At 73.2% G+C, this 21,110-nt stretch carries 9 protein-coding genes; 2 read left to right on the top strand and 7 right to left on the bottom strand.

Annotated elements, in window-relative coordinates; translation table 11 throughout:
• The 4 genes from ACZ6ZQ_RS02260 to ACZ6ZQ_RS02275 form a co-directional block, all read right to left on the bottom strand.
• Nucleotides 1-354, bottom strand: a complete 354-nt coding sequence (locus ACZ6ZQ_RS02260) for an acyl carrier protein (protein WP_469766640.1) — start codon at nt 352-354, stop codon at nt 1-3.
• Nucleotides 351-5,147 carry a beta-ketoacyl synthase N-terminal-like domain-containing protein gene (locus tag ACZ6ZQ_RS02265; RefSeq protein ID WP_469766641.1) on the bottom strand — a complete coding sequence of 1,599 codons (4,797 nt, stop codon included), beginning with the start codon at nt 5,145-5,147 and terminating at the stop codon, nt 351-353. Before ACZ6ZQ_RS02265 ends, ACZ6ZQ_RS02260 begins: the two co-directional genes overlap by 4 nt.
• Before the next feature lies 1 nt (nt 5,148).
• Nucleotides 5,149-12,441 (bottom strand): SDR family oxidoreductase, encoded by a 7,293-nt coding sequence (locus tag ACZ6ZQ_RS02270; protein WP_469766642.1) that lies wholly within the window; start codon nt 12,439-12,441, stop codon nt 5,149-5,151.
• A 411-nt stretch (nt 12,442-12,852) separates the two neighbouring features.
• Entirely contained in the window at nt 12,853-13,314 is a 462-nt protein-coding gene (locus ACZ6ZQ_RS02275) for a MarR family winged helix-turn-helix transcriptional regulator (RefSeq protein ID WP_469766643.1), read from the bottom strand.
• A 105-nt stretch (nt 13,315-13,419) separates the two neighbouring features.
• Here ACZ6ZQ_RS02275 and ACZ6ZQ_RS02280 point away from each other — a divergent pair, with 105 nt between their 5' ends.
• On the top strand, nt 13,420-14,259 hold the full coding sequence (locus tag ACZ6ZQ_RS02280; protein ID WP_469766644.1) for an SDR family oxidoreductase: 840 nt from the start codon (nt 13,420-13,422) through the stop codon (nt 14,257-14,259).
• Between the two features lie 22 nt (nt 14,260-14,281).
• Here the strand turns inward: ACZ6ZQ_RS02280 and ACZ6ZQ_RS02285 are convergent, their stop codons facing one another.
• Both ACZ6ZQ_RS02285 and ACZ6ZQ_RS02290 read right to left on the bottom strand, forming a co-directional pair.
• Nucleotides 14,282-17,158, bottom strand: coding sequence for a helix-turn-helix transcriptional regulator (locus tag ACZ6ZQ_RS02285; protein WP_469766645.1), 2,877 nt, complete (start codon nt 17,156-17,158; stop codon nt 14,282-14,284).
• Between the two features lie 231 nt (nt 17,159-17,389).
• Entirely contained in the window at nt 17,390-19,084 is a 1,695-nt protein-coding gene (locus ACZ6ZQ_RS02290; RefSeq protein ID WP_469766815.1) for a S8 family peptidase, read from the bottom strand.
• 549 nt (nt 19,085-19,633) lie between these two features.
• Between ACZ6ZQ_RS02290 and ACZ6ZQ_RS02295 the strand changes: the two genes are divergently transcribed.
• Complete coding sequence (locus ACZ6ZQ_RS02295; RefSeq protein ID WP_469766646.1) at nt 19,634-20,053, top strand: DoxX family protein; 420 nt, start codon at nt 19,634-19,636, stop codon at nt 20,051-20,053.
• Between the two features lie 29 nt (nt 20,054-20,082).
• Here the strand turns inward: ACZ6ZQ_RS02295 and ACZ6ZQ_RS02300 are convergent, their stop codons facing one another.
• Nucleotides 20,083-21,057, bottom strand: a complete 975-nt coding sequence (locus ACZ6ZQ_RS02300) for an ArsR/SmtB family transcription factor (RefSeq protein WP_469766647.1) — start codon at nt 21,055-21,057, stop codon at nt 20,083-20,085.
• Nucleotides 21,058-21,110 lie beyond the last annotated feature (53 nt).

Genomic DNA, 21,110 nt, shown 5'->3' on the forward strand with positions numbered 1-21,110 from the left:
TCAGACCGGTCCCGCCGACGGGTACCCGGCTCGCGGTTGCGGGCCGCTCCGGAGGCAGTCGGCCACATGCTCGACCAGTCGGCCGACCGTGAGCTCGATGATCTCGTCGAGCTCCATCGAGGCCACGAACTCGGCGAAGTTGACCGTCCGTCCGTACCGTTCCTCGAGTCGCCCGGCCAGGGTGACCAGATCGATGCTCTCGAACTCCAGGTCCCGGCTGAAGCTGGTCTCCATGCCGACCTCGGTGTCGTCGAGTCCGTAGTCCTCGAGCACCAGCTCGATCATGGCGGTGATATCGCCGAGTATCGCGTCCTGGTCCGCCCTTAACGGGCCCGCCGGCTGAGTGGTGGTCACTTTCCGTCCTCCTCGTCAGATTCGTCTCCCGGCCCCACGGTCCAGGCCACGACGTACTCGCGCGTCGGCAGTCCCGGGGGATTGGCCACTCGCTCGCAGCGCACCCGGTGGATGCGGACCGGGGTCCCCGAGGCGGTACGCACCTCGACCGCCAGCAGGTCCCGTGCCGCTTCCACCACGGCGAAGTCCTTCGGGCGGCCGGCGAATCCGGTGCCTTCGGCCTTGGCCGCGGCCTCCTTGGCCGCCCAGAAGCGGGTGAACCACAGTGCCCCCGACTCGCCGGTGGCGCCGCGGCAGGACGCCAGCAAGCCGCGTTCGCCGGGGCCGAGGGCGCTCTCCACGGTGGCGGCGGCCGGCTCCGAGATCTCCTCGATGTCGATTCCGGGGCCCGGTCGTCCGCTGCCGTCCGGGCCGGGTGGCCGGGGCCGTACGATCGCCACGGCCGCCTCGGCGCGGTGGGCCAGTGACACCGCGAGCGGCGGCAGGGCCCGGCCGTGCAGTCCGGTGACGTACGGGCGGCCGTGTTCGTCGTTGTCCACCCTCAGTTCCGCCGGAAAGACCGGCCCCCCGCCCCGTCCCCAGAGCCACTGGCGGACGGCGTCCTTCGCCGCGATCCGGCCCAGGAGCCACTGTCGGCGGCCGCGCGGCGCGAGCCGTTCGTACGCGGCGCGTTCGGCACCGCCCAGCATGTTGCGCATGATGAGGTCGCGTGAGGCGAGGTCGGGCCAGCGCTCGTGGACCAGCGACCAGCCGCCGGGCCGGGCGGAGGACAGGGTGTTGCGTTCGGGAAAGCGCTCGACCGGCCGTGTCTGCGGATCGTTGTCGAAGCGGCGGTCCTGCCAGCCCGTCAGTTGAGCCCATACGCCGCCTCCGGACGTCAGCCAGGCGTCGGCTTCGAGCAGGGTGTCGCTGAGGGACGTGATACGGATCAGACACTCCAGCGGTGTGCCGGGCCGCGGCGGCGGACCGAAGAACCGCATGTGCCGCATCCGTACCGGGAAGACGACCGTCCGCTCCGTGCACATCGCCATGATCCAGTAGCCGAGGACCTGGCCGACGTTGTCCAGCAGTGCGCCCGGCGCGGGTGGTGTCGTGAGGACCGCGCGGACATGGGCGTCGCCGATGCCCGTCAGTGAGGTGACGCCTTGGTACGCCGCTCCATGGAACATCCAGCGCTCGTCGTACAACTGGGCCGCCGTATGGCCGGGAATCCTCTCCGCCGGGAACGCCTCAGGGGCGGGGGCGCGGGGCGGCGCCGGGTACCGGTCGGTGAGTTCGACGACCGCGCGGGCCTCGGGGCCGAACGAGACGGCGACGCGACCAGGCCCGTCGGGGACCGCGGTGACCGTGACCTCCACCGGCTCGGCGGCGGTCAGCCACCGGTCGAAGCGTGCGTCGTGCACCGCGACCGCCCGCATGCCGGGCGCATGCCGCTCGGCCTCCTCCATGAGGTGGTGGACGATCGTGGTGGCCGGGACGACGGGCCATCGGTCCGCGACATCGGGCCAGCCCGGCCGCTGCCGGAAGAAGCAGTGGTCCAGCAGGTACGGCATGGTGTCCAGGCCGATCCGGACAGTGGAGCGCCAGGGGGCGGCAGCGGGGCCGGGCGCCGGTGCGGGGGCCGGTGCGGGGGCCGTGTTCCGTGGCGTCGCGGACGGCGGGAGCACCCTCGGCTGCCGGCGGCGGGGCAGGACCGGCCGGTCCGCCGCGGCGATCAGCTCCGCGGCCGTCGTGGCGGTGTCCCGCATCAGCGCGGTCAGCTCAGCCATGACCGGGAAACGGTCCGGCGGTGCGTCAGGACCCGTCCGGCCCCCGGCGGCGGGTCCGGGGACCGGAGCGGGAGCGGGAGCGGAAACGGGTACGGGGGACGTGAGGGAAGCACCGGAACGGAGCGCGGCCGCGGGACGCAACTCGGCGAGGACGCCCGGGCCGAGCGAGATCAGCGCACCGCTCAGATCGAGTCGTACCGGCGGCCGCACAACGGTGTTCCCAGAGGACCGTGTTCCCGTGCCCGCGCCCGTTCCCGTTCCAGTGCCCGTGCCCGCCGTCGGACGGTCGAGCCGGTCGGGCGCCACCGTCGCGCCCTCGGTCCACAACGCCACCGCCACTCTCCGCAGCTGCGCCAGACCGGCGCGGTGCGGCGAGTTGGCCGCGACCACCAGATGGTCGCGGCCCGCGAGCGTGTCCCCGATCAACGAGCCGAGCTGACCGGTGCCCACCTGCACGAACGCGCGGAAACCGGCTTCGTACAGCGCCCGGGTCAACTGCCGGAAGCGCACCGGCTCCAGCAGGTGGCGGACGAACAGCGCCCGTACCGCGGCCTCCTCGGCGGGGAAGGGCGACGCCGTGGTCCCCGACCAGACCGGCACGTTGGGCGGATGCAACGCGAACCGTTCGGCCGCCGCCTTGAACGGCCCCAGGTGGGGCTCCAGCATCGGCGTGTGGAAGCCCGACCGGAACGGCAGCACCCGGCAGAGCACACCCTGGGCCCGGAAAGCACGCACGAACGCCTCGACCGCGTCCGGTGGCCCGCACACCATCGACTGGTTGGGCGCATTGTCGTGGGAGAGCGTCACCGACCGGTCGGCAGCGGTCTCCAGAGCGGCCAGGACCCGTTCCGCGGACGCACCCACGGCCGCGAAGGCCAGGTCCGGAACGCTCACCGCGTCCGGGTCGAGGGAGGCCATGAACTCGTCGACGGCACGCTCCGCGTACAGCCCCGCCGCCGCCATGGCCGTCCACTCGCCGACACTGTGTCCCGCCACCGCGTCCGGTACGACGCCCATCCGGCGCAGCGCGGTGTCGAGGAGCCTGCCCACGGCGACGACTCCGAGCCCGTGTCTGGCGATGTCGCCGACCTCGGCCGGTCCGTCGGCACCGAAGGACGCCGCCCCGGTCAGTCCGAAGTGCTCCGCGATGTCGTCGACCTGAGGTGCGAAGTCGCCTTCGAGACCGGGAAAGACGAAGGCGACACGTCCCGGCTGCGCGCCCCCGAGCAGTGGCTCGGGGGCGAACCAGACGTCGTTGCGTCCTCGCCAGGCACGGTCCTTCGCGACGACCCGGCGGGCGAGCGCGAGCCGTTTGGCGGTCGGGCCGACGAGCCCGAGGCGGCTGCGGCCCACGGGGCGCGACTCCGTGCCGGGACCGGCTGCGGCGCGTACGGCCGAGTCGTCCGCGTCCAGCAGGCCGGCGAGCCGCTCCGGGGTGTCGGCGGAGAGCAGCAGCACCCGTTCCGGCTCGGTCACCGAGGCGGCCGGGGCCGCCGGAGCACGGGTCGTGCCGGTGAGCGTGGGTGTGGGCACGGGCGCGGGTGGGGCGTATGCCGTGGCACCCGGCGCCTGTTCGAGGACCACATGGGCATTGATCCCGCCGAAACCGAAGGCGTTCACCGCGGCCCGGCGTACGGGGCGGCCGGGGCCGGTCTCCCACGGCGCCGCCGTCGCGAGCGGGCGGAACCGGGTGCCCGCCAGAGCGGGATGCGGCTCCTCGCAGTGCAGCGTGGGCAACAGCGTCCCGTGGTGCACGGCAAGCGCGGCCTTGACCAGTCCCGCCACTCCGGCGGCGGGCATGGCATGGCCGATCATCGACTTCACCGAGCCGATCACCGGCCGGTCTCCGCCGCGCAGGAAGGCGCCATCGCCCGCGCCGAACACGTCCCTCAGCGTGGCGAGTTCTGCGGCGTCCCCGGCCGGCGTGGCCGTGCCGTGAGCCTCCAGCAGACCGACCGACCCACGCTCGGCGGGGTCCAGCCCGGCGGCCCGCCACGCCTGCCGCACGGCACGGATCTGGCCGCCCGGGTCAGGGCTGACCAATCCGGCCGCGCGGCCGTCGCTGCTCACCGCCGTGCCCCGGATCACCGCGTAGACCCGGTCGTCGTCCCGTTCCGCGTCGGCGAGCCGCTTCAGGACCACCACACCGGTGCCCTCGCCGATCAGGATGCCGTCGGCCCCCCGGTGGAAGGGACGGCTGCGCTGACTGGGGGAGAGGGCGCGCAGCTGGGAGAACACGCTCCACAGCGTGATGTCGTGGCAGTGGTGCACGCCCCCGGCCAGCATCAGGTCGCAGCGGCCGGCCGCGAGTTCACCGACGGCCTGGTCCACGGCGACCAGCGACGACGCGCACGCGGCGTCCACGGTGTACGCGGGCCCGCGCAGATCGAGCCGGTTGGCCACCCGGGAGGCGGCGAGATTGGGGACGAGACCGATCGCCGACTCCGGCAGATCGGGCCCGAGCCGTTCCGTGAACGCCTGGCGTACCCGGGCGAGTTGTGCCGGACCCAGCTCGGGCATCAGCTCTCCGAGAGTGTGCACGAGCTGGCCCGCCGTGCGCACCCGCTGGTCCAGCCGGACCAGCCCGGGAGTCAGATAGCCGCCCCGGCCCAGCACCACGCCGATCCGCTCACGGTCGGGCAGCCGGTGCTCGCCGCCCGCGTCGGCGAGTGCGGACGCCGCCACATGCAGAGCGATCAACTGGTCCGGTTCGGTTCCCGGCACCGAGCTGGGCATGATGCCGAACCGCGTCACCTCCACGTCCGCCAGCGCGTCCACGAAGCCGCCGCGGCGGCAGTAGACACGGTCGGGTGCGGGCGGCCCGGTCACCGGCCCGGGATCGTAGTACGCGGAGTCCCAGCGTGTGTCGGGTACGTCGCTGATCGCGTCGACACCGTGCACGAGGTTGTGCCAGTACGTGGCCAGGTCCGGCGCGCCGGGCAGCAGCACGGCCATGCCGACGATCGCGACCGGTGTGGACCGCTGCTCCCGGCCCCTGTCGGCGGCCGTACCCCCGCGCGTCATCTCACCACCCCGACGCGGTGTGGACGACGGCACGGGCCGAAGCGTCCCCCCAGGCCAGCTCCCGGAGCAGGGCGAGCGGGCCCTCCTCCGGGTCGATCAGCGTGATCCCGCGGCGCGCGTACTCGCGGGCGAGTTCAGGACCGATCATTCCGGAGTGGATGCCGGCTGGCGCCCAGGGGCCCCAGTGGACGGTGAGCGCCCGGCGTCCGGTGCGCAGCCCCCAGCGTTCGCCGAGGGTTTCCAGGGCGTCGTTGGCGGCGGCGTAGTCGGCCTGTCCACGGTTGCCGAGCACGGCCGAGACGCTGCCGAACAGCACCACGAACGAGGGGCCGTCGGGCAGTTCCTCCAGCGCGGTCAGCACGGATCCGGCACCGGAGACCTTGGTGCCGTACACACGCCGGAAGGACTCCGCGGTCTTCTGCCCGATCAGCCGGTCCTCGATGACACCCGCCGCATGGACCACACCGTCCAGCCGGTCGTGCTCGGCGTGGATCTCCTTGACCGCCTGAAGCACCGCGGCGGGCTCGCGGCAGTCGGCACTGCGGTAGCGCACGCGGCTGCCCGCGGCTTCGAGCGCGGCCATGGTGGCGGCGATCTCGCGCTGGGAGAGGATCAGTTCGGCGGCCCGGTCGATCTCGGCGGGGGAGCCGTACTGTCCGCGGGACGCGAGCAGCGTACGCAGGGCCGCCTTGTCCCCGGCCGCCGCGGTTGCCGGGTCCTCGGGCCCGCTGGGGGCGGGAGTTCTGCCCAGCAGTTCGATGCGGCAGCGGGAAGCCGTGGCGAGGGCGACGGCGAACGTCGCGGTGATGCCACGGGCGCCGCCGACCAGCAGCACGACCGAGTCCCGGTCGAGGCCGACGGCTGCCGCCTCGGCGGCTCCGTCACCGGCGGGGCCGGCCCCGGTGGTGCCCAGTGGACCGAGCGGTACCTCGGTCAGTTCCAGACCGGACCGCCCGCCTGCGCTGCGCAGGACGACCGGCACGTCGCCCGGCGCGATCAGTTCCGCGAGCAGTGCGTCGGCGACCAGGGCCGGGGTGCGGAGCCCTGCTGCCCCGTCCGTGTCCAGGTCGACCACGGAGGCCGCGATCTCCGGGTGCTCGCGGGCGATCGTGCGGAAGAGTCCCGGCAGCCCGGCCGCCCGCACCTCCGCCCGGCCGCCCTCGGCGTACCGGACGGCCAGCAGCCGCCCGGGGCGGGACCGCAACGCGGCCTGGACGACCGGGAAGGCGGCGGGCAGCACCGGCGGTCCGGCCGTCGCCAGGGAGTCGAGGAACAGCACGCCGTCCAGCGGCCCGTCCTCCGCCGTGAGCAGGTGCTCCGGGCCGAAGAAGACGGCGGTGGCGCCGTGCGTGCCGAGCCTTGCCGCGAGCGTCTCGGCCGCACCGGCCAGTTCGCCGTCGCCGTCGCCGAGCAGTGCGAATCGTCTCCCGGTGAGGGCACTGGCGGGGGCATCGGCCACGGGAGCGTCCGGCAGGGGCACAGGCCGGAGCAGGAAGCGTTTGGGCGCCGCGATCGGCACAGCCGGCTCGGCGGTACCGGCGGCCCCCGGGATCACGGGGCCGGCCGGCCGGGGCAGCGCTTCGGAGGACGCAGGGGTGTTCATCGTCGCCGGTGACGCGTCGCCACCGGTCTCGGCGGCGGCCGGCTCGGGGACCACGCCGGACGGCGGTGACGCGGACGACGGCCCTGCTGCCGGTGGTTCGGCGGGCGGTGGTTCGGCGGTCGCGAGGGCCGCGAGCCGGCCGGCCAGCGCGGCCGCGGTCCTCGCCTTCGCCAGCTCTTCCGCCTCGGCGTCGTCCAGTACCGCCACGCCCGCGCCGGTGTTCGCTCCCATTCTCCGGGCCAGCTCGCCGACGATCTCGGCCCGCTTGATGGAGTCGATGCTCAGGTCCGCTTCCAGATCAAGACCGGGCTCGACCATGTCCGCCGGATAGCCCGTGCGTTCGCTGATGATCTCCACCACCATGCGCAGGACATCCTGTTCGGACAGCGACTGCGTGGACGGCGGCTGCGTGGACGGCGGCTGCGTGGACGGCGAGTGGGTGGACGGCGGCTGCATGGACGGCGCCACGTCCGCGGACACCGAGGACCACGGTCCGGGCTCGGCCACGGGTAACGAGTCCGCGGCCGGTAAGGCGGGTGCCCACGACCGCTCCGCGAGCGGCCCGGACGCCGGCCGGCCGACGCCCTCCCCGGGCTGCCCGAGCGCCTGACCGCCGAAGTAGGTGAGCAGGACATCGCGCTGCGCCGCCACCATCTCCCGGCTGGTACGCAGGAATTCGGCGATCAGCGCGTCCTGCCGGGCCACGGCCGCACCGTCGGCGGCCCCCTCGGTGTGGTTCGTCGTCACAGTCGTCTCCACGACACGTCGGGCCGGTGCCAGCGCACCGGGCAGAAGATCGCCGGACGCGGTGCGGACCAGATGCCCGTCGACCGTCCAGCCGGGCTGCCGCTGCGCGGGGGCGCGGCTCGCGTCCACCACGTCGCGTCCCCGGAACATCCAGCCGGTACGTACCGGAAGTCCCGCGACCGCCAGTTGGGCGAGCGCCCCGAGCAGCCCGGGCAGGCCGCTGTCCGGGCGCGGCTCACAGGCGACGACGCGGTGCGTGCGGTCCCCGAGGATGTCGGCGACCAGACGGGTCAGCACCCGGCCGGGACCGGCTTCGACGAAGACCCGGGCCCCGGCCTCGTACATCGCCTCGATCTGGTCCGCGAACCGGACCGGGGCGCCGATCTGGGCAGCCAGTTCCGCACGGATCGCCTCGGGCCCGTCGTCGTACGCGAGCGCTGTGCGGTTCGACCACACCGGGAACTCCGTCGTCCTTACCGGACGTTCCGCGAGGGCACGTGCGAACCGCTCGCCCGCCCCGGCCACGACAGGGCTGTGGAAGGCACAGGCGACCGGCAGGCGTTTGGCACCGTGGCCCGCCTCGCGCAGCAGGTGCACCGCCGCGTCCACGGCCGCCGAGGGACCGGAGATCACCGTCTGCCGTGGCGCGTTGTGGTTGGCGACCACGAGCCCGCTGACGGAGCCCGGGTCCGCGGTGCTCAGCGCTCGCTCGACATCCGCGGCTGACGCACCCACCGCCGCCATGGCTCCCGGATCGTCCCCGGCCGCGGCGAGGATCGCGCAGGCCCGCTCCGCACTCAGCTCCAGCAGGGTCTCCGGGTCGATCGCACCGGCGGCGCACAGGGCCACCAGCTCTCCGTAGCTGTGGCCGGCCGCCATGTCAGGCATTACCCCGGCCCGGGTGAGCAGGGTGTGGGCGGCGAGGTCCACGATCCCGAGAGCGGGCTGGGCGACCCTGGTGTCCGTGATGGCGGTACGACGGCGCTCGCGCGCGCCGTCGTCGAAGGAGGCCGGCGGATACAGTGCCGCGGCGGTGTCGCCGCCGAGTGCCAGCAGATGATGCAGCTCCGGGAAGGCCGTGAAGACGTCCGCGAACATACCGGGCCGCTGGCTTCCCTGGCCCGGGAAGAGAAAGGCGACCTTCCCCCGCGCTCCGGTGCCCCGCACCCCGTTCTCCGGATCCGCGGTGTCGGCGGTGCTCGCGGTGTTCGTGCTGACTGCGGTGTCCGCGACGTGGATGCCGGCTGCTGGATCGTGTTCACCGGCCAGGACCCGCCGCAACTGCGCGCACAGCCCGTCGGGATCGGTGGCGACGACGGCGGCCCGGACGGGACCGGTCCCCGTGTCGCTGCGGCGGGAGGCGGCCGCGGCCAGATCGCGCAGCCGCCACCGCCGGGCGCCGTTCACCTCGGCCGAGGCGAGGTCCAGCAGCTCCCGAACGGCCCGGTGCGCGGTCGCGGTGTCCGTCCCGCGGAAGGTGAACAGCTCGGCCGGCCAGGCGTCCCGGCCGTGGACCGGTGGCGCCGCGCCGCCGTGGCCGCTCAGCACCACGTGGAAATTGGTGCCGCCGAAACCGAACGCGCTCAGCCCCGCGATCCGACGCTCCGGCGGCGTCGCCCAGGGCAGGGCCTCACGGTGGAAGGCGAACGGGCTGCGCTCCTCCTGCCAGGCGGGGTTGGGCCGTTCCAGATGCAGGGTCGGCGGTCTGACCCCGGTGTGCAGGGCCATCGCGGTCTTGATCAGTCCGGCCAGTCCGGCCGCGCACTTGGTGTGCCCGATCTGCGACTTGACCGACCCCAGCACGCAGCTGCCTGGGCGCGCTCCCGCCTCCTCGAACACCTCGGTGAGGACGGTCAGCTCGGTCCGGTCGCCGACGACGGTGCCGGTTCCGTGCGCCTCGACCAGACCGACCTCGGCCGGTGACGTACCCGCGTTGCGGTACGCCCGTGACAGCGCCGCCCGCTGGCCCTCGGGCCGGGGAGCGGTCAGGCCGAGCGAGCGCCCGTCGCTCGAGCTGCCGACGCCCTTGACCACTGCGTAGATGCGGTCGCCGTCGCGCTCCGCGTCGGCCAGCCGCTTGAGGACCACGCAGGCCACCCCCTCGCCCAGGGCGATCCCGTCGGCCGAGCTGTCGAAGGCCCGGGAGCGACCGGTGGGGGAGAGGGCGTGCACCGACGTGAACAGCAGGTAGTCGTTGATGCCGTTGTGCAGATCCGCGCCCCCGCACAGGACGAGGTCGCTGGTGCCGGTGACGAGATCCTTGCAGGCGACGTCCAGCGCCGCGAGCGAGGAGGCGCAGGCCGCGTCGACGGTGAAGTTGGGCCCGCCGAGGTCGAGCCGGTTCGCGATCCGGCCGGAGATGACATTGGCGAGCATTCCGGGGAACGAGTCCTCGGTCAGCTGCGGAAGCTGCCGTTCCAGTCCCTCCGGCACCGTGCCGTAGTACGAGGGCAGGACGGCCCGCAGCGTGGCCGCGTTGGAGAGGTCGCTGCCCGGTTCCGCGCCGAACACCACACCCGTGCGGGAGCGGTCGAAGGCCCGGCCGTCGTCGCCGTACCCCGCGTCCTCAAGGGCCTGCCGGGCGGCTTCCAGGGCCAGCAGCTGTACGGGCTCGATGCTGCCGAGCGAGGCCGGTGGTATGCCGTAGCGCAGCGGGTCGAACGGCACCGGGGGCAGGAACCCGCCCCACTTGGACGCGACCGCACCACCCTGACCCGCACCACCCTGACCCGCACCAGCCTGCCCCGTGCCACCCTGCCCCGCGCCACCCGGCTCGGCCGCATAGTGCACGGCCGGATCCCACCGCTCCGGGGGAACCTCGCCGACCGCGTCGGTGCCGTCGAGGACGTTCGCCCAGAACGTGGCGAGGTCCGGGGCCTCGGGGAACATGCAGGCCATTCCGACCACGGCCACATCAAGCGGCGGGGGCGGCTCCGGCAGCTCGGAGTTCCGGCCGGTCGTGCTGCCGGTGCCGAGGCGCTCGCCCAACTCCGCGGTGCGCTCGGTGAGGAACCGTGCGGCGCCGGGGACCACCGAGGTGTGCAGCGCCGCGACGGAGGTGACCGCCGAGCGGAGCACGGCGACCTCACCGGCCATGAACATGCCGTCCGCCAGCTGGCGTTCCTCGTCCACGGAGACCAGGCCGCCGTCGCCGTCCCGCTCGACGCCCTTGGCCGCGATCCGCAGCCTGCCGACGTTGAGCCGCTCCAGCCGCTCCCAGATCTGCCGGTCGCCGAGGCCCTCCGCCCGCAGCCGTGCCTCCACCGTGCCGTAGCCGTCGCTGAACGGGCTGGGCACGCAGCGGGTGGCGTGGCCCGGCGCCGTCTCCAGCAGCGTGGTGCGCTCCGCGGCCAGTACGCGGCGCTGGAAGAGCGGCTGGACGGCGCCGCGCCCCACCGCCTCTTCGGTGAACAGGTAGGCCGTGCCCATGAGGACGCCGACGGCGCAGCCGCGTGCGGTCAGCGGCGCGGCGAGTGCCGCGGCCATCGCCGAGGACCGCTCGTCGTGGATCCCGCCGGCGAGGAACACCTCGATCCGCTCGGCGGCGGCCGGCGCCCCGGAACCGTCCGCGCCCTGCCGCGCTCCGTCGAGGAAGTCCTGCAGTACGCCGAGCTGCGCCTCCCACAGCGGGAAGCTGTTGCGCGGCCCGACATGGCCGCCGCACTCCGCGCCCTCGAAGACGAACCGCCGCGCGCCGGCGTCGAGGAACTGCCGCAGGAGGCCGGGAGAGGGTACGTGCAGAAACGTTTTGATCCCGGCGTCTTCGAGCACCCGCGCCTGCGAGGGGCGGCCGCCGGCGATGATTGCATGCGTGGGGCGGCACGCCCGTACGGCCTCCAGCTGTGCGCTTCTGGTCTCCTCCGGTGCGAAGCCCAGTACGCCGACACCCCACGGCCTGCCGTTCAGGGCTTCGCGGGCCTCGTCCAGCATCGCCCGTGCCCGCTTCCCGTCGGCGAGTGCGAGTGCGATGAACGGCAGGGCTCCGTCATCGGCTACGGCGGCGGCGAAGTCCGCGCGGTCGCTGACGCGGGTCATGGGCCCCTGGGCCACGGGGAGTCGGGTGCCGAGCGCCCGGCTCATCGGGGCTCCGGGCCGCAGTGCCCGTACGGCGGCGTTCTCCCGGACGGTGTCCTGTACGGCGGCGACGACCGCGCGGACGGCGCGGCCGGTGTCGCCCCAGCGCTCGGCGAAGCGAGCCGCGAGGAAGCCGTCCTGGCCGACGGGCAGAGCGGCTTCCGGGTCGCTGCCGGCGGGTGGAGCGGCCTTGCCGCGCCGGCGCAGGACGCGGTGGCCGTCGATCACGGTGGTCTCCGAGCCGTCCATGGTGCGCAGCGAGGCGGCCACCGGCTCCGACACCCCCGACTCGGCCAGCAGCGCCAGCTGACTGTCCAGCACCACCCCGGCCGCCCCGCCGACCACGGCGGCGGCCGCGGTTCCCGGTGCGATGCCTCCGCAGGCCCACACCGGAAGGCCGGCCGACTCCCTTGCAGCCAGAAGCTGTTGGAGCAGTACGAAGGTGCTCAGCTCCCCGACCGGCCCGCCGCACTCGCTGCCGCGGGCGATCAGTCCGTCCGCCCCGGCGCGGGCGGCCTCGCGGGCTTCGTCCAGGCCGGTGACCTCGACGAGCACCCGGGCCCGGCCGGAGGCATCGCCGATCCGCCAGGGCGCGTCGCGGGCGAGCACCACGGTGTGGGGCCCGGCCTCCGGGCCCGTGCCGAGATCCCCGGGATCAAGGCGGCAGCGTGGGCCGACCCGGACGCCGTACGGTCCCGGGGCCCACCGGCGCAGCGACGCCAGTGTGTCTCTCGTATTTCGGTCCCCGGCCCCGAGGTCGAGCACTCCGAGTCCGCCGGCGCGGGTGACCGCGGCGGCGAGCCTGGCGTCCGGCTCACCGAAGGGGGTTATTCCGATGACCAGGTCCATGACGTGCTCTGCCGACGTCATAATTCTCCGAAAATGCGTTGGCGTTGCCCGGAGGTTAAGTTTCGGTCAATCAGAGGGCGCAGGAAGTGCAGGGTCGAGCAATGCCCGGGAGAAGGAGCAATTCGGGCCATCGATGAAGCAGCCTGAAGCTAGCGCCAAAGTTACTCATCGGTCAATGCTGCGACGATTTCATCGCCCCATGGGAACCCGCGGTGAGGCGGAATGTGAACACGACGGAAACGGGCGGCGAGTGGGGAACTCGCGGCCCGCGTCCGCCCTGGGAATATGTAATGGAACCGGTGGGGGGAATTCGGCGACGCAGCCCAGTATCTTTACGTGTTCACGCAAAGGTGTCAAGATCGAAGCCAAGATTTTCTGATAGGCAGTCAGATGCCTGTCGCCGATAGCCCGACAGGATCCACCGGACAGGCCCTAGCCTTCCTTGCCGGCCTTGAGCTTCAGCCACACCGCGCTGAGCGCTTCGAGGTCCCTCTGGTCCAGGAGGTCGGTGAAGACGGGCGCGAGGCATTCGCGGCGCGTGGCGTCGGCCTCGGCGAACAGTCGGCGGCCCTCCGGCGTGAGTGCGATCTCGACGGAGCGCGCGTCGCGGGCGGACGGGGTGCGGGTGACCAGGCCCCGGTTCTGGAGTGCGTCGACGACGCGGGAGACCTGGCTGCGGCTGAGCATGGTGCTGTTGCCGAGGACGGAAGCGGGGACCGGTTCCGGGCTGGAGTCGAGCCAGAGCATGACCTCGAACCAGGAGACCGGCAGGTCGTGGGCCTTGCTGAGGGCGCGGTCGACGCGCTCCGTGAGCACGGTTCCGGCCCAGACCACGCCATAGAAGGCATGGTCGGCGACCGACATCTCCGCCTGGGTGAGCTTCCTCTTCGTCATGGTCCGAGCTTACCGGTTGCGTGTGTGTGCACGTAATGGTTATGGTGTGTGTACACGCACTGAAGCGCGGACTCGCTCGGTGTTCCCTGAACGAAAGGCCGCACCATGTCTTCCAAGGTTGTTCTGATCACGGGTACCTCCTCCGGCATCGGCCTCGCCGCCGCCGTCGCCGCCGCGCAGGCCGGCTGGCGGACCGTGGCGACCCTGCGGGACCCCCGCCGCGCCGACGCACTGCGCAAGGCCGCCGCGGACGCCGGCGTCGAGCTCGACATCCGGCAGCTCGACGTCACCGACGAGGCCTCGGTCGCCGCCGCGATCGACGGAGTGATCGCCGACCACGGCCGCCTCGACGCCGTGATCAACAACGCCGGTGCCGGGCACCTGGGCACGCTGGAGAACGAGACCGTGGACGACGTCCGCCAGGTCATGGAGGTCAACTTCTTCGGCGTGCTCCATGTCTCCAAGGCCGCCCTGCCTCATCTGCGTGCTTCCGGCGGCCGTCTGATCACCGTCACCAGCGTCGGCGGTGTCATCGGGCAGCCCTTCAACGAGGCCTACTGCGCGGCCAAGTTCGCCGTCGAGGGCTACATGGAGAGCCTGGCGCCGGTGCTGGCCAAGCTCGGTGTGTCCGTCTCCGTCGTCGAACCCGGCGCCGTGGCTACCGAGTTCGTCAACAACATCGGCGTCGACCTGGAGGCCGAGGTCGCCGCCGCCGGTCCGTACGCCGAGGCGCTGAGCAACTACCTCAACCGCACCGTCTCGCAGTTCCTCAACAGTGCCCAGACCCCGGCCGAGGCCGCCGAGGCCGTGCTGGAGGCGCTCACCGCGGACCGCCCGGCGTTCCGTATCCAGACGTCCGAGTGGGCCCGTGGCTTCACCGGCACCAAGCTGGTCGACCTGGACGGTTCGGCGGTGCTCGGCCTCACCGGCACCTGGATCGGCTGACGGCGGGCCGCTGCCGGGAGGGTCAGCCCGGTGCCGGGCCGGTGTCCGGCGAGAGCGGCGCCGTACGCCGGCCCGGCCACGAGCCCAGCGCGGTCGCCAGCTGCGCGCGTGAACGCACGTCCAGCTTCTGGTAGATGCGCGTCAGCCGGGCCTCGACCGTCTTCACGCTCAGATAGAGCCGGGCCGCCGCCTCCTGGTTGCTCGCCCCCTGACCGACCAGCTGCGCGAGATGCAGCTCCGCCTCCGTGAGGGAGGACAGGGCGCCGCTGCGGGACGGGGCGGGGTCGGCGGCCCCGGACGGGGTTTCCGTGGCCAGTGCCAGCCATGGCGCGGCACCCGCCCGCTCGAAGACCGTGGCCGCGGACTGCAGCGCGCTCTGGGCGGCCGACCGCCTGCGGCGGCGGCGCTCCACGCGGGCGAGCGCGACCAGCGCCCGGCCGCGTTCCAGGGGCAGGCCCGCTGCGCCGAAGGCCTCGGCCGTGTCCGTCAGCAGTGCCGCGGCGTCACCGTGCTTTCCGCCCGCCGCCAGATACAGCGCGAACGCCCGGTCGCAGCCGAGCAGCACGGTCGTCAGGCCGAGGCGTTCCGCGACCGGACGGACATCCGCGAGCAGGTCCGCCGCCTCCTCCGGGGCGTCGTTCGCCAGCAGCGCCTCGGCCAGCTCCTCGTGCCAGCGCAGCATGGACGGGTCGACAGCCGACTGGGCACGCTCGCTCGCCTGCACCCGGCGCAGGGTCTCCAGGGCGTTCGCCACATCACCGGTGACGAGCTGGACCCGGCCGAGCGCGTACAGGCTGCGGGAGAGAAAGACGTGGTCGCCCTCCTCCTCGGAGGCCTGGGCGCTGCGACGTGCGTAGCTGGCGGCGCGGGCGAAGCTGCCGCCCGCGGTCTCGGCGAGGGCCAGTGCGAACCAGGCGGGCCCGGGGGAGAGGCCGGCCTCCAGGGTCAGGGCGAGCGACCGCCCGGCGTGCGAGAGCGCCGCCGCGCACTGGCCCTGCCGGGCCTCGACCTCCGCGAGCGTACGGAACAGTTCGATGGAGTCCTCGACCGTGCCACGGCGCTCGACCAGTGGCAGCAGGGCGTTCAGCCGGTCGCGGGCGTCGGTGAGCCGGTCGTCGAAGAGTGAGTGACGGATCGTCAGGATCTGGGCCGCGTTACGGATCCCGAGCGGACGCTCGACCTTTTCGAGAGCCCGCGCCTCGGCGAGCACCCGATCGGCGTCCGGCGAGCCCAGAACCCGTTCCATGCGCGCCTGGACGGTCAGTGCCCTGGCCGTCGTCATCCGGTCGCCGACCGACGAGGCAAGCGCCACCGACTCGACGGCGGCGGCCCGGGACCGTACGGGATCGCCGTCGGCCAGTACGTACTTCACGGCCAGCCGGAGCTGGACGGCCGCCCGCAGCGCTGTGTCGCCCTCCGAGTCCTCCATGGCGTGCACGTAGATCTCGTCCAGGCCCGTCAGCCCCTGACCGGCCGTGTCCAGCACCGCGAGGCGCGCCCGTACCCGGTCGGCCGGTGAGGCGTCGCGGGCGAGCAGGTCGGTGGCTGCGCGCATCGCCAGATCGGCCCGGGCGGCGCGCGCGGCTTCCTCGGCGGCGTCGAGGAGGCGGGCGATCCGCTGGGCGCCGTGCCGGCCGGGCGTGGACTCGGCGGCGAGCAGGGCGAGTTCGGCGGCCAGCGCGCTGTTGCCACGGCGCCGCGCCGCTTCGGCGGCGGCCGCGACCTCGGCGGCCAGCTGCTCGTCGGGGATGTCCGTGGCCAGCGCCCGGTGCCGAACCTCTTCGACGGGGTCGTCCACGACCCGTGCCAGGGCCGCGTGACCCTCGCTGCGCTGGGTCCAGCAGGCGTCGTGCACCAGGGTCGACGGCAGCACGCCGGCCGTGAAGGCCACCGTCCCGTCCTCCGTGAGCGAGACCAGACCTGTCCGCTCGGCGGCGGCCAGGTCGGCCTCGGCGCTGGGGCGCCCCGCGCGGCGGATCAGTGACGCCGTCGGGCGCAGCGCGAGTGCCGCCAGCAGGAGGGTGCCGCGCACGGCGGGGGAGGTGACACCGAGGAGCTGACGGGCGAGATCGCGGGCGCGCCCGGACAGGGACAGCGCCTCGGCATGGTGCACCGGCGTCCGCGCGTCGGCCAGGGACCGGCCGACGGCCAGCGCGAGCCGTGGGTTTCCGCCGCTGGCCCGGTGAATGCGGCCGGCCATCCGGGACGGCAGCCGGTGGTGGATGAGGAGTTCGGCGATCTCGTCGGCGTGCAGCGGCGCCACGTTCAGGACGTCGGCCTCCGACGGCACCCACAGCGGCTCCGGGCCGACCGCGTCGGAGCCCGGCCCGTACGCCTCCGGGGTCTCCACGGCGATCACCCGCAGCGCGGGCGGCGCCAGATGCAGGGCGAACCGCAGCAGATCGGCGCTCGCGGCGTCCATCCGCTGAATGCCGTCGACGACGAGCAGGACCGGGCCGCGCGCCGCGAAGGCCCGGAGGATCTGCGCCAGGGCGAGCCGCAGGGCGATGGGGTCCCAGCCGCTCTCGGGGACCGGCGCCTCACGGCACAGCATGGCGACGGCGCTGCGCTGCGGGCCGGGCAGCGCTTCCAGGATGTCGTGCGCGCGGGAACCGTCGGACCCGCCCGGATCCCCGGCTGCGGGCCGGGGCACGCTCGCCGAGACCGACGCGACGAGCGCGGCGGCGGCGGCGCCGGGTATGCCGCGGTCGGTGGGGAGTGTGGCGAGCCGGAGCACGGTCTCACCGCGGGACTCGGCGCGGGCGGCGGCGGCCAGGGCGACCTCGGACTTCCCGACCCCGGCGGGACCGGTCAGCAGGGCGCGGCCGCGGGTGTGCAGGACCCGTTCGAGGCGGTCGAGGAGCTCGGCCCGGCCGACCGGCGCTGGGGGTCCCCCCACGCCGGCAGGGCGCAGGGGGACGTACGACGCGGACGTCACGTACCCACCACCACCTTCCGGCGTGCGCGGGCCCCCTGCCCGTTCGAGCAGAGAATACGAAGCACTCCGTCCCAGTCCAGGCCCCTTGTCCGGCATGCGGACAGGTCTGGACCGGAGCGGCAACGGGGCGCGCCCGCGGCGTATGCCTGTGGACGCGCCCCTGACCTGCGACGATGCCGATGTGCGGCTGTCTCAGAAGGTGAGACTCCAGTTGTCGATGTAGCCGGTGTCACCCGAGGCCACATCGCGGACCTGCAGCTTCCAGGTCCCGTTGGCGACCTCACTGGAGGCGTCGACCGTGTACGTCGCGAGGACGTTGTCGGCGCTGTCCGAGCCGGAGGAGGCCTTGAGGTTGCGCACGGTCCCGTCCGGGGCGATCAGGTCGATGACCAGGTCGCCGCGCCAGGTGTGCTTGATGTCCACGTCGACCTTGAGGGCGGCGGGGGCGTTGCCGGTGCGTCCGGTGACGGCGATCGAGGAGGACACGGTCGAGTTGTCGCTGATCGCGACATTCGTCCCGTTGCTGAACGTCGTCCCCCCCGGGGTGGTGCCGGTGACGGCGTTCACGGTCTTCGTCGCGTCGGCGATACCGGAGCCGCAGCCACCCGAGCAGGTGCCGGGCAGCGGACGGGCGTTGGTCTTGATCGCGGACTCGATGTCGGCCGGGGTCAGCGCCGGCTTGGCGGACTCCAGCAGCGCGGCGAGGCCGGCGATGTGCGGGGCGGCCATCGAAGTGCCCTGGTAGGGCTTGTAGTTCTCGGTGGACTGGGTGGTGGCACCGGAGTTCAGCGTGGAGAGAATGCCGTTCTCCGGCGTGGTGACGGTGCCGGGCGTGTCGGTGGCACGACGCGTCTCACCACCGGGCGCGGCGACATCGACGATGCTGCCGTAGTTCGAGTAGAACGAGCGGTTGCCCTCACGGCTGGTCGACGCCACGTTGATGATGTTGGCGCAGTTGGCCGGGGTGAAGCCGGAGGCGTTGGCGTTGCTGTTGCCCGCCGCGACGACCACCGTGGTGCCGCGCGAGACGGCGCCGTTGATGGCGTTCTGGTAGACGCTCGGGCAGGTGGAGCTCGCGCCACCGAGGCTCAGGTTGATGACCTTCGCCGGGGTCGCGTTCGCCGGGACGCCGGGGACGCTGCCGCCGGACGCCCAGGTGATCGCGTCGGCGATGTCGGCGGACGAGCCGCCGCACTTGCCGAGCACCCGCACCGGCTGGATCTTGGCGTTGTGCGCGATACCGGCGACGCCCTTGCTGTTGCCGGTCGTCGCGGCGATGGTGCCCGCGACGTGCGTTCCGTGCCAGGAGGAGTTGCTCGCCTTGGACCCGGCGCCGCACTCGCCGTCGGTGGCGTTCCAGTCGCCCTCGTCCTTGGCGTCGGCGTCACGGCCGTTGCCGTCACGGGCGTCGGCGGACGTCGAGATGAAGTCGTAGCCGGAGACGACGTTGCCGGCCAGGTCCGAGTGGGCGGCGTAGCCGGTGTCGATGACCGCGACCGTGACGCCGCTGCCGGTGGCCTTGTCCCAGGCGCCCGGCACGTTCATTCCACCGGTGGCCTCGAAGAGGTCCCACTGCTTGGTGTATTCCGTGTCGTTCGGGGTGACCGCCATCGCGTAGGCGCGGATGTCGGGCTCCACCGAGGCGACCGACGGGTCGGCGCGGAAGGCGGCCATGACGTCGGCGACGTCCTGCTTGGAGGCCTCGCCGCCCAGGTTCACCAGGGCGGCGCCGCCCGCGAGCCGGCGTTCGAACGACAGGCTCTCGCCGGTCTCGGCGCCCTTGGCCTTCGCGTCGCCCGCGGCCGCCGTGTTCGAACCGGCCTCGGCCGTCTTGGACTTGTAGGTGACGATGACCTTCTCGACCGGTGCGGCCGGCAGGGTGGTCATCGACTGCGAAGCCGGGGCGGGCTTCGGCGAGGGGTCCCCCGGGGCGGCGGCGAACGCCCCGGAAGAGGTGGCGGCGACACCGATGATGGTGGCGCTCGCAGCCACGACGGATATGAGTCTCCGTCCGGAACCGTTCAAGATGTTCCCTTTCAACTGACGGTGCGGAGCGCGGGCGGGCGGCGCTGGGAATCGCGATTTGCGATGTGGGGGGTCGCGATTCACGGCTCCCCGGGCCGGGTGAGCCCGTGCGCCGCCGCCGGCGCGACGGCCCCTGGTCAAGAGCCGCCACCGGACGAAACACAGCGTTTACATGCACCTGACATCCATGAGTCAGAGGCTGGGAATCGCCGGTGCGGCAGACAGTAGGGAACGGCGAGATGAACGCGATACGGGGAAAACCCTTGTCAGGCCCCGAGGGGGCTCCCGGGGAGGGGCCGGGGCGCCTCTTCCGCTGCCCGCGTGACCTGCGGTGAAGGCTCCCGGTAGATCATTTCCATGCCCCGGGGGAGAATGTAAGTGATTCAACCGTTCCGATTCCGGGAGGGTCGCATGGATGTCCTGGTGTTGATCGGACGCATCCTTTTCGCCGTGGTCTTCCTCGCCTCGGCCGTGGGGCACCTCACCCAGTCCAAGGAGATGGGCGCGTACGCCGCCTCGAAGGGCCTGCCGGCTCCCGTGCCCGCGACCGTACTCAGCGGGGTGCTCCTGATGCTCGGGGGACTGAGCGTCGCCCTCGGCATCTGGGCGGACCTGGGAGCGCTGCTCCTCGCCGTGTTCGTCTTCCCGACCGCGGTCCTGATGCACCCGTTCTGGAAGGAGACCGATCCCCAGACGCGCCAGCTGGAGCAGGTGATGTTCCTGAAGGACGTGGCGCTGGGCGGAGCAGCGCTGGCGCTGCTCGCGTTCTTCTCGTACGTGGGCAACGACCTCGGCCTGACCATCACCGGCCCGCTGTTCCACATCGGCTGACCGGCCTCAGCTGCATCGGCCGACCGGCCTCAGCCGCCCTCCTGGGCCTTCACCAGGGCCTCACCGGCGGCCGTGCGGTGGTACAGCACGGACCGGCCCGCCCGCCGCCGTGCGAGCAGACCGGCGTCGAGCAGGACCTTGAGATGGCGGCCCACCGACCCCAGCCCCTGGCCGGTCAGCGCCACCAGCTGCGTTGTGCTCTTCGGTGTGCCGAGGAGCACGAGGACGGCCGCCCGGCCGGGCCCGAGCAGCCGGCCCAGGGACTCGGGCACCGATGCCCGGTCCGGCTGCCCGGCCAGAGTGCCCGAGCAGGGGTACACCACCGCGTACCGGTGCGGCTGGTCCCATGCGACCCAGCCGTGGCGCGGAGTGACGGGGACGAACAGCAACTGCGCCCCGGAAATCTCCCGCGGCGGGTTGTCGTACGGATTGATCTGCAGCCGGCCCTCGCCGAGCCAGCCCATCCCCGGGCGCATGGCGTCCAGCACGGCGGCCCAGCCGCCCTGGCTCAACTGCCCTGTCCGCGCGACGACATCGGCCTCGATGATCCGCCGGCGCCGGGTCCAGTACGGCAGCACGGCCTCCGCCCACACCCACTCCAGCAGAGCCGCCGCGCGCTCCGGCAGATCGCCGCGGTGCAGCGGGCCCGGAAGCGGGCCACCCAGCGACACCTCCAGGTCCGCCCGGGCGGTCTCGGCCGGAGTGTCGCGTATCCGCACCAACTCCTCCTCGAAGGCGGGCTCGCCCTCGCCCGCCGGTGGCGGCGTGAGGAAGTCCGCCGTCCACCGGTGGCCCAGTGCCGCCCGCACGAGGAGCGCCGTGACCGGGTCGGCGGCCAACCGCTCCTGATACGCGGGCAGATGGGCATCGAGCCACGCCCGCTCGCCCGGATGCGCGGCCGAGCGCCGCTCCAGAGCCATCAGACTCGCCGTGACCTCGGCCAGTGGTGAGAGAACGAAGCGGCTGCCCGCGAGCGTGTCCGTACCGACCTGCCACCAACCCATCGTTTCGCCTCCCCGCGAAACAGTAACGCCGTCGCGCCGGGTCGCCCGAGACT

It is taken from the genome of Streptomyces sp. NPDC053673 (assembly GCF_055585225.1).

Coding starts and splice junctions, on each gene's coding strand:
- ACZ6ZQ_RS02265 (WP_469766641.1), bottom strand. CDS start 5,147: ATGACGCGCGGGGGTACGGCCGCCGACAGGGGCCGGGAGCAGCGGTCC.
- ACZ6ZQ_RS02270 (WP_469766642.1), bottom strand. CDS start 12,441: ATGACGTCGGCAGAGCACGTCATGGACCTGGTCATCGGAATAACCCCC.
- ACZ6ZQ_RS02275 (WP_469766643.1), bottom strand. CDS start 13,314: ATGACGAAGAGGAAGCTCACCCAGGCGGAGATGTCGGTCGCCGACCAT.
- ACZ6ZQ_RS02280 (WP_469766644.1), top strand. CDS start 13,420: ATGTCTTCCAAGGTTGTTCTGATCACGGGTACCTCCTCCGGCATCGGC.
- ACZ6ZQ_RS02290 (WP_469766815.1), bottom strand. CDS start 19,084: ATGACCACCCTGCCGGCCGCACCGGTCGAGAAGGTCATCGTCACCTAC.
- ACZ6ZQ_RS02295 (WP_469766646.1), top strand. CDS start 19,634: ATGGATGTCCTGGTGTTGATCGGACGCATCCTTTTCGCCGTGGTCTTC.
- ACZ6ZQ_RS02300 (WP_469766647.1), bottom strand. CDS start 21,057: ATGGGTTGGTGGCAGGTCGGTACGGACACGCTCGCGGGCAGCCGCTTC.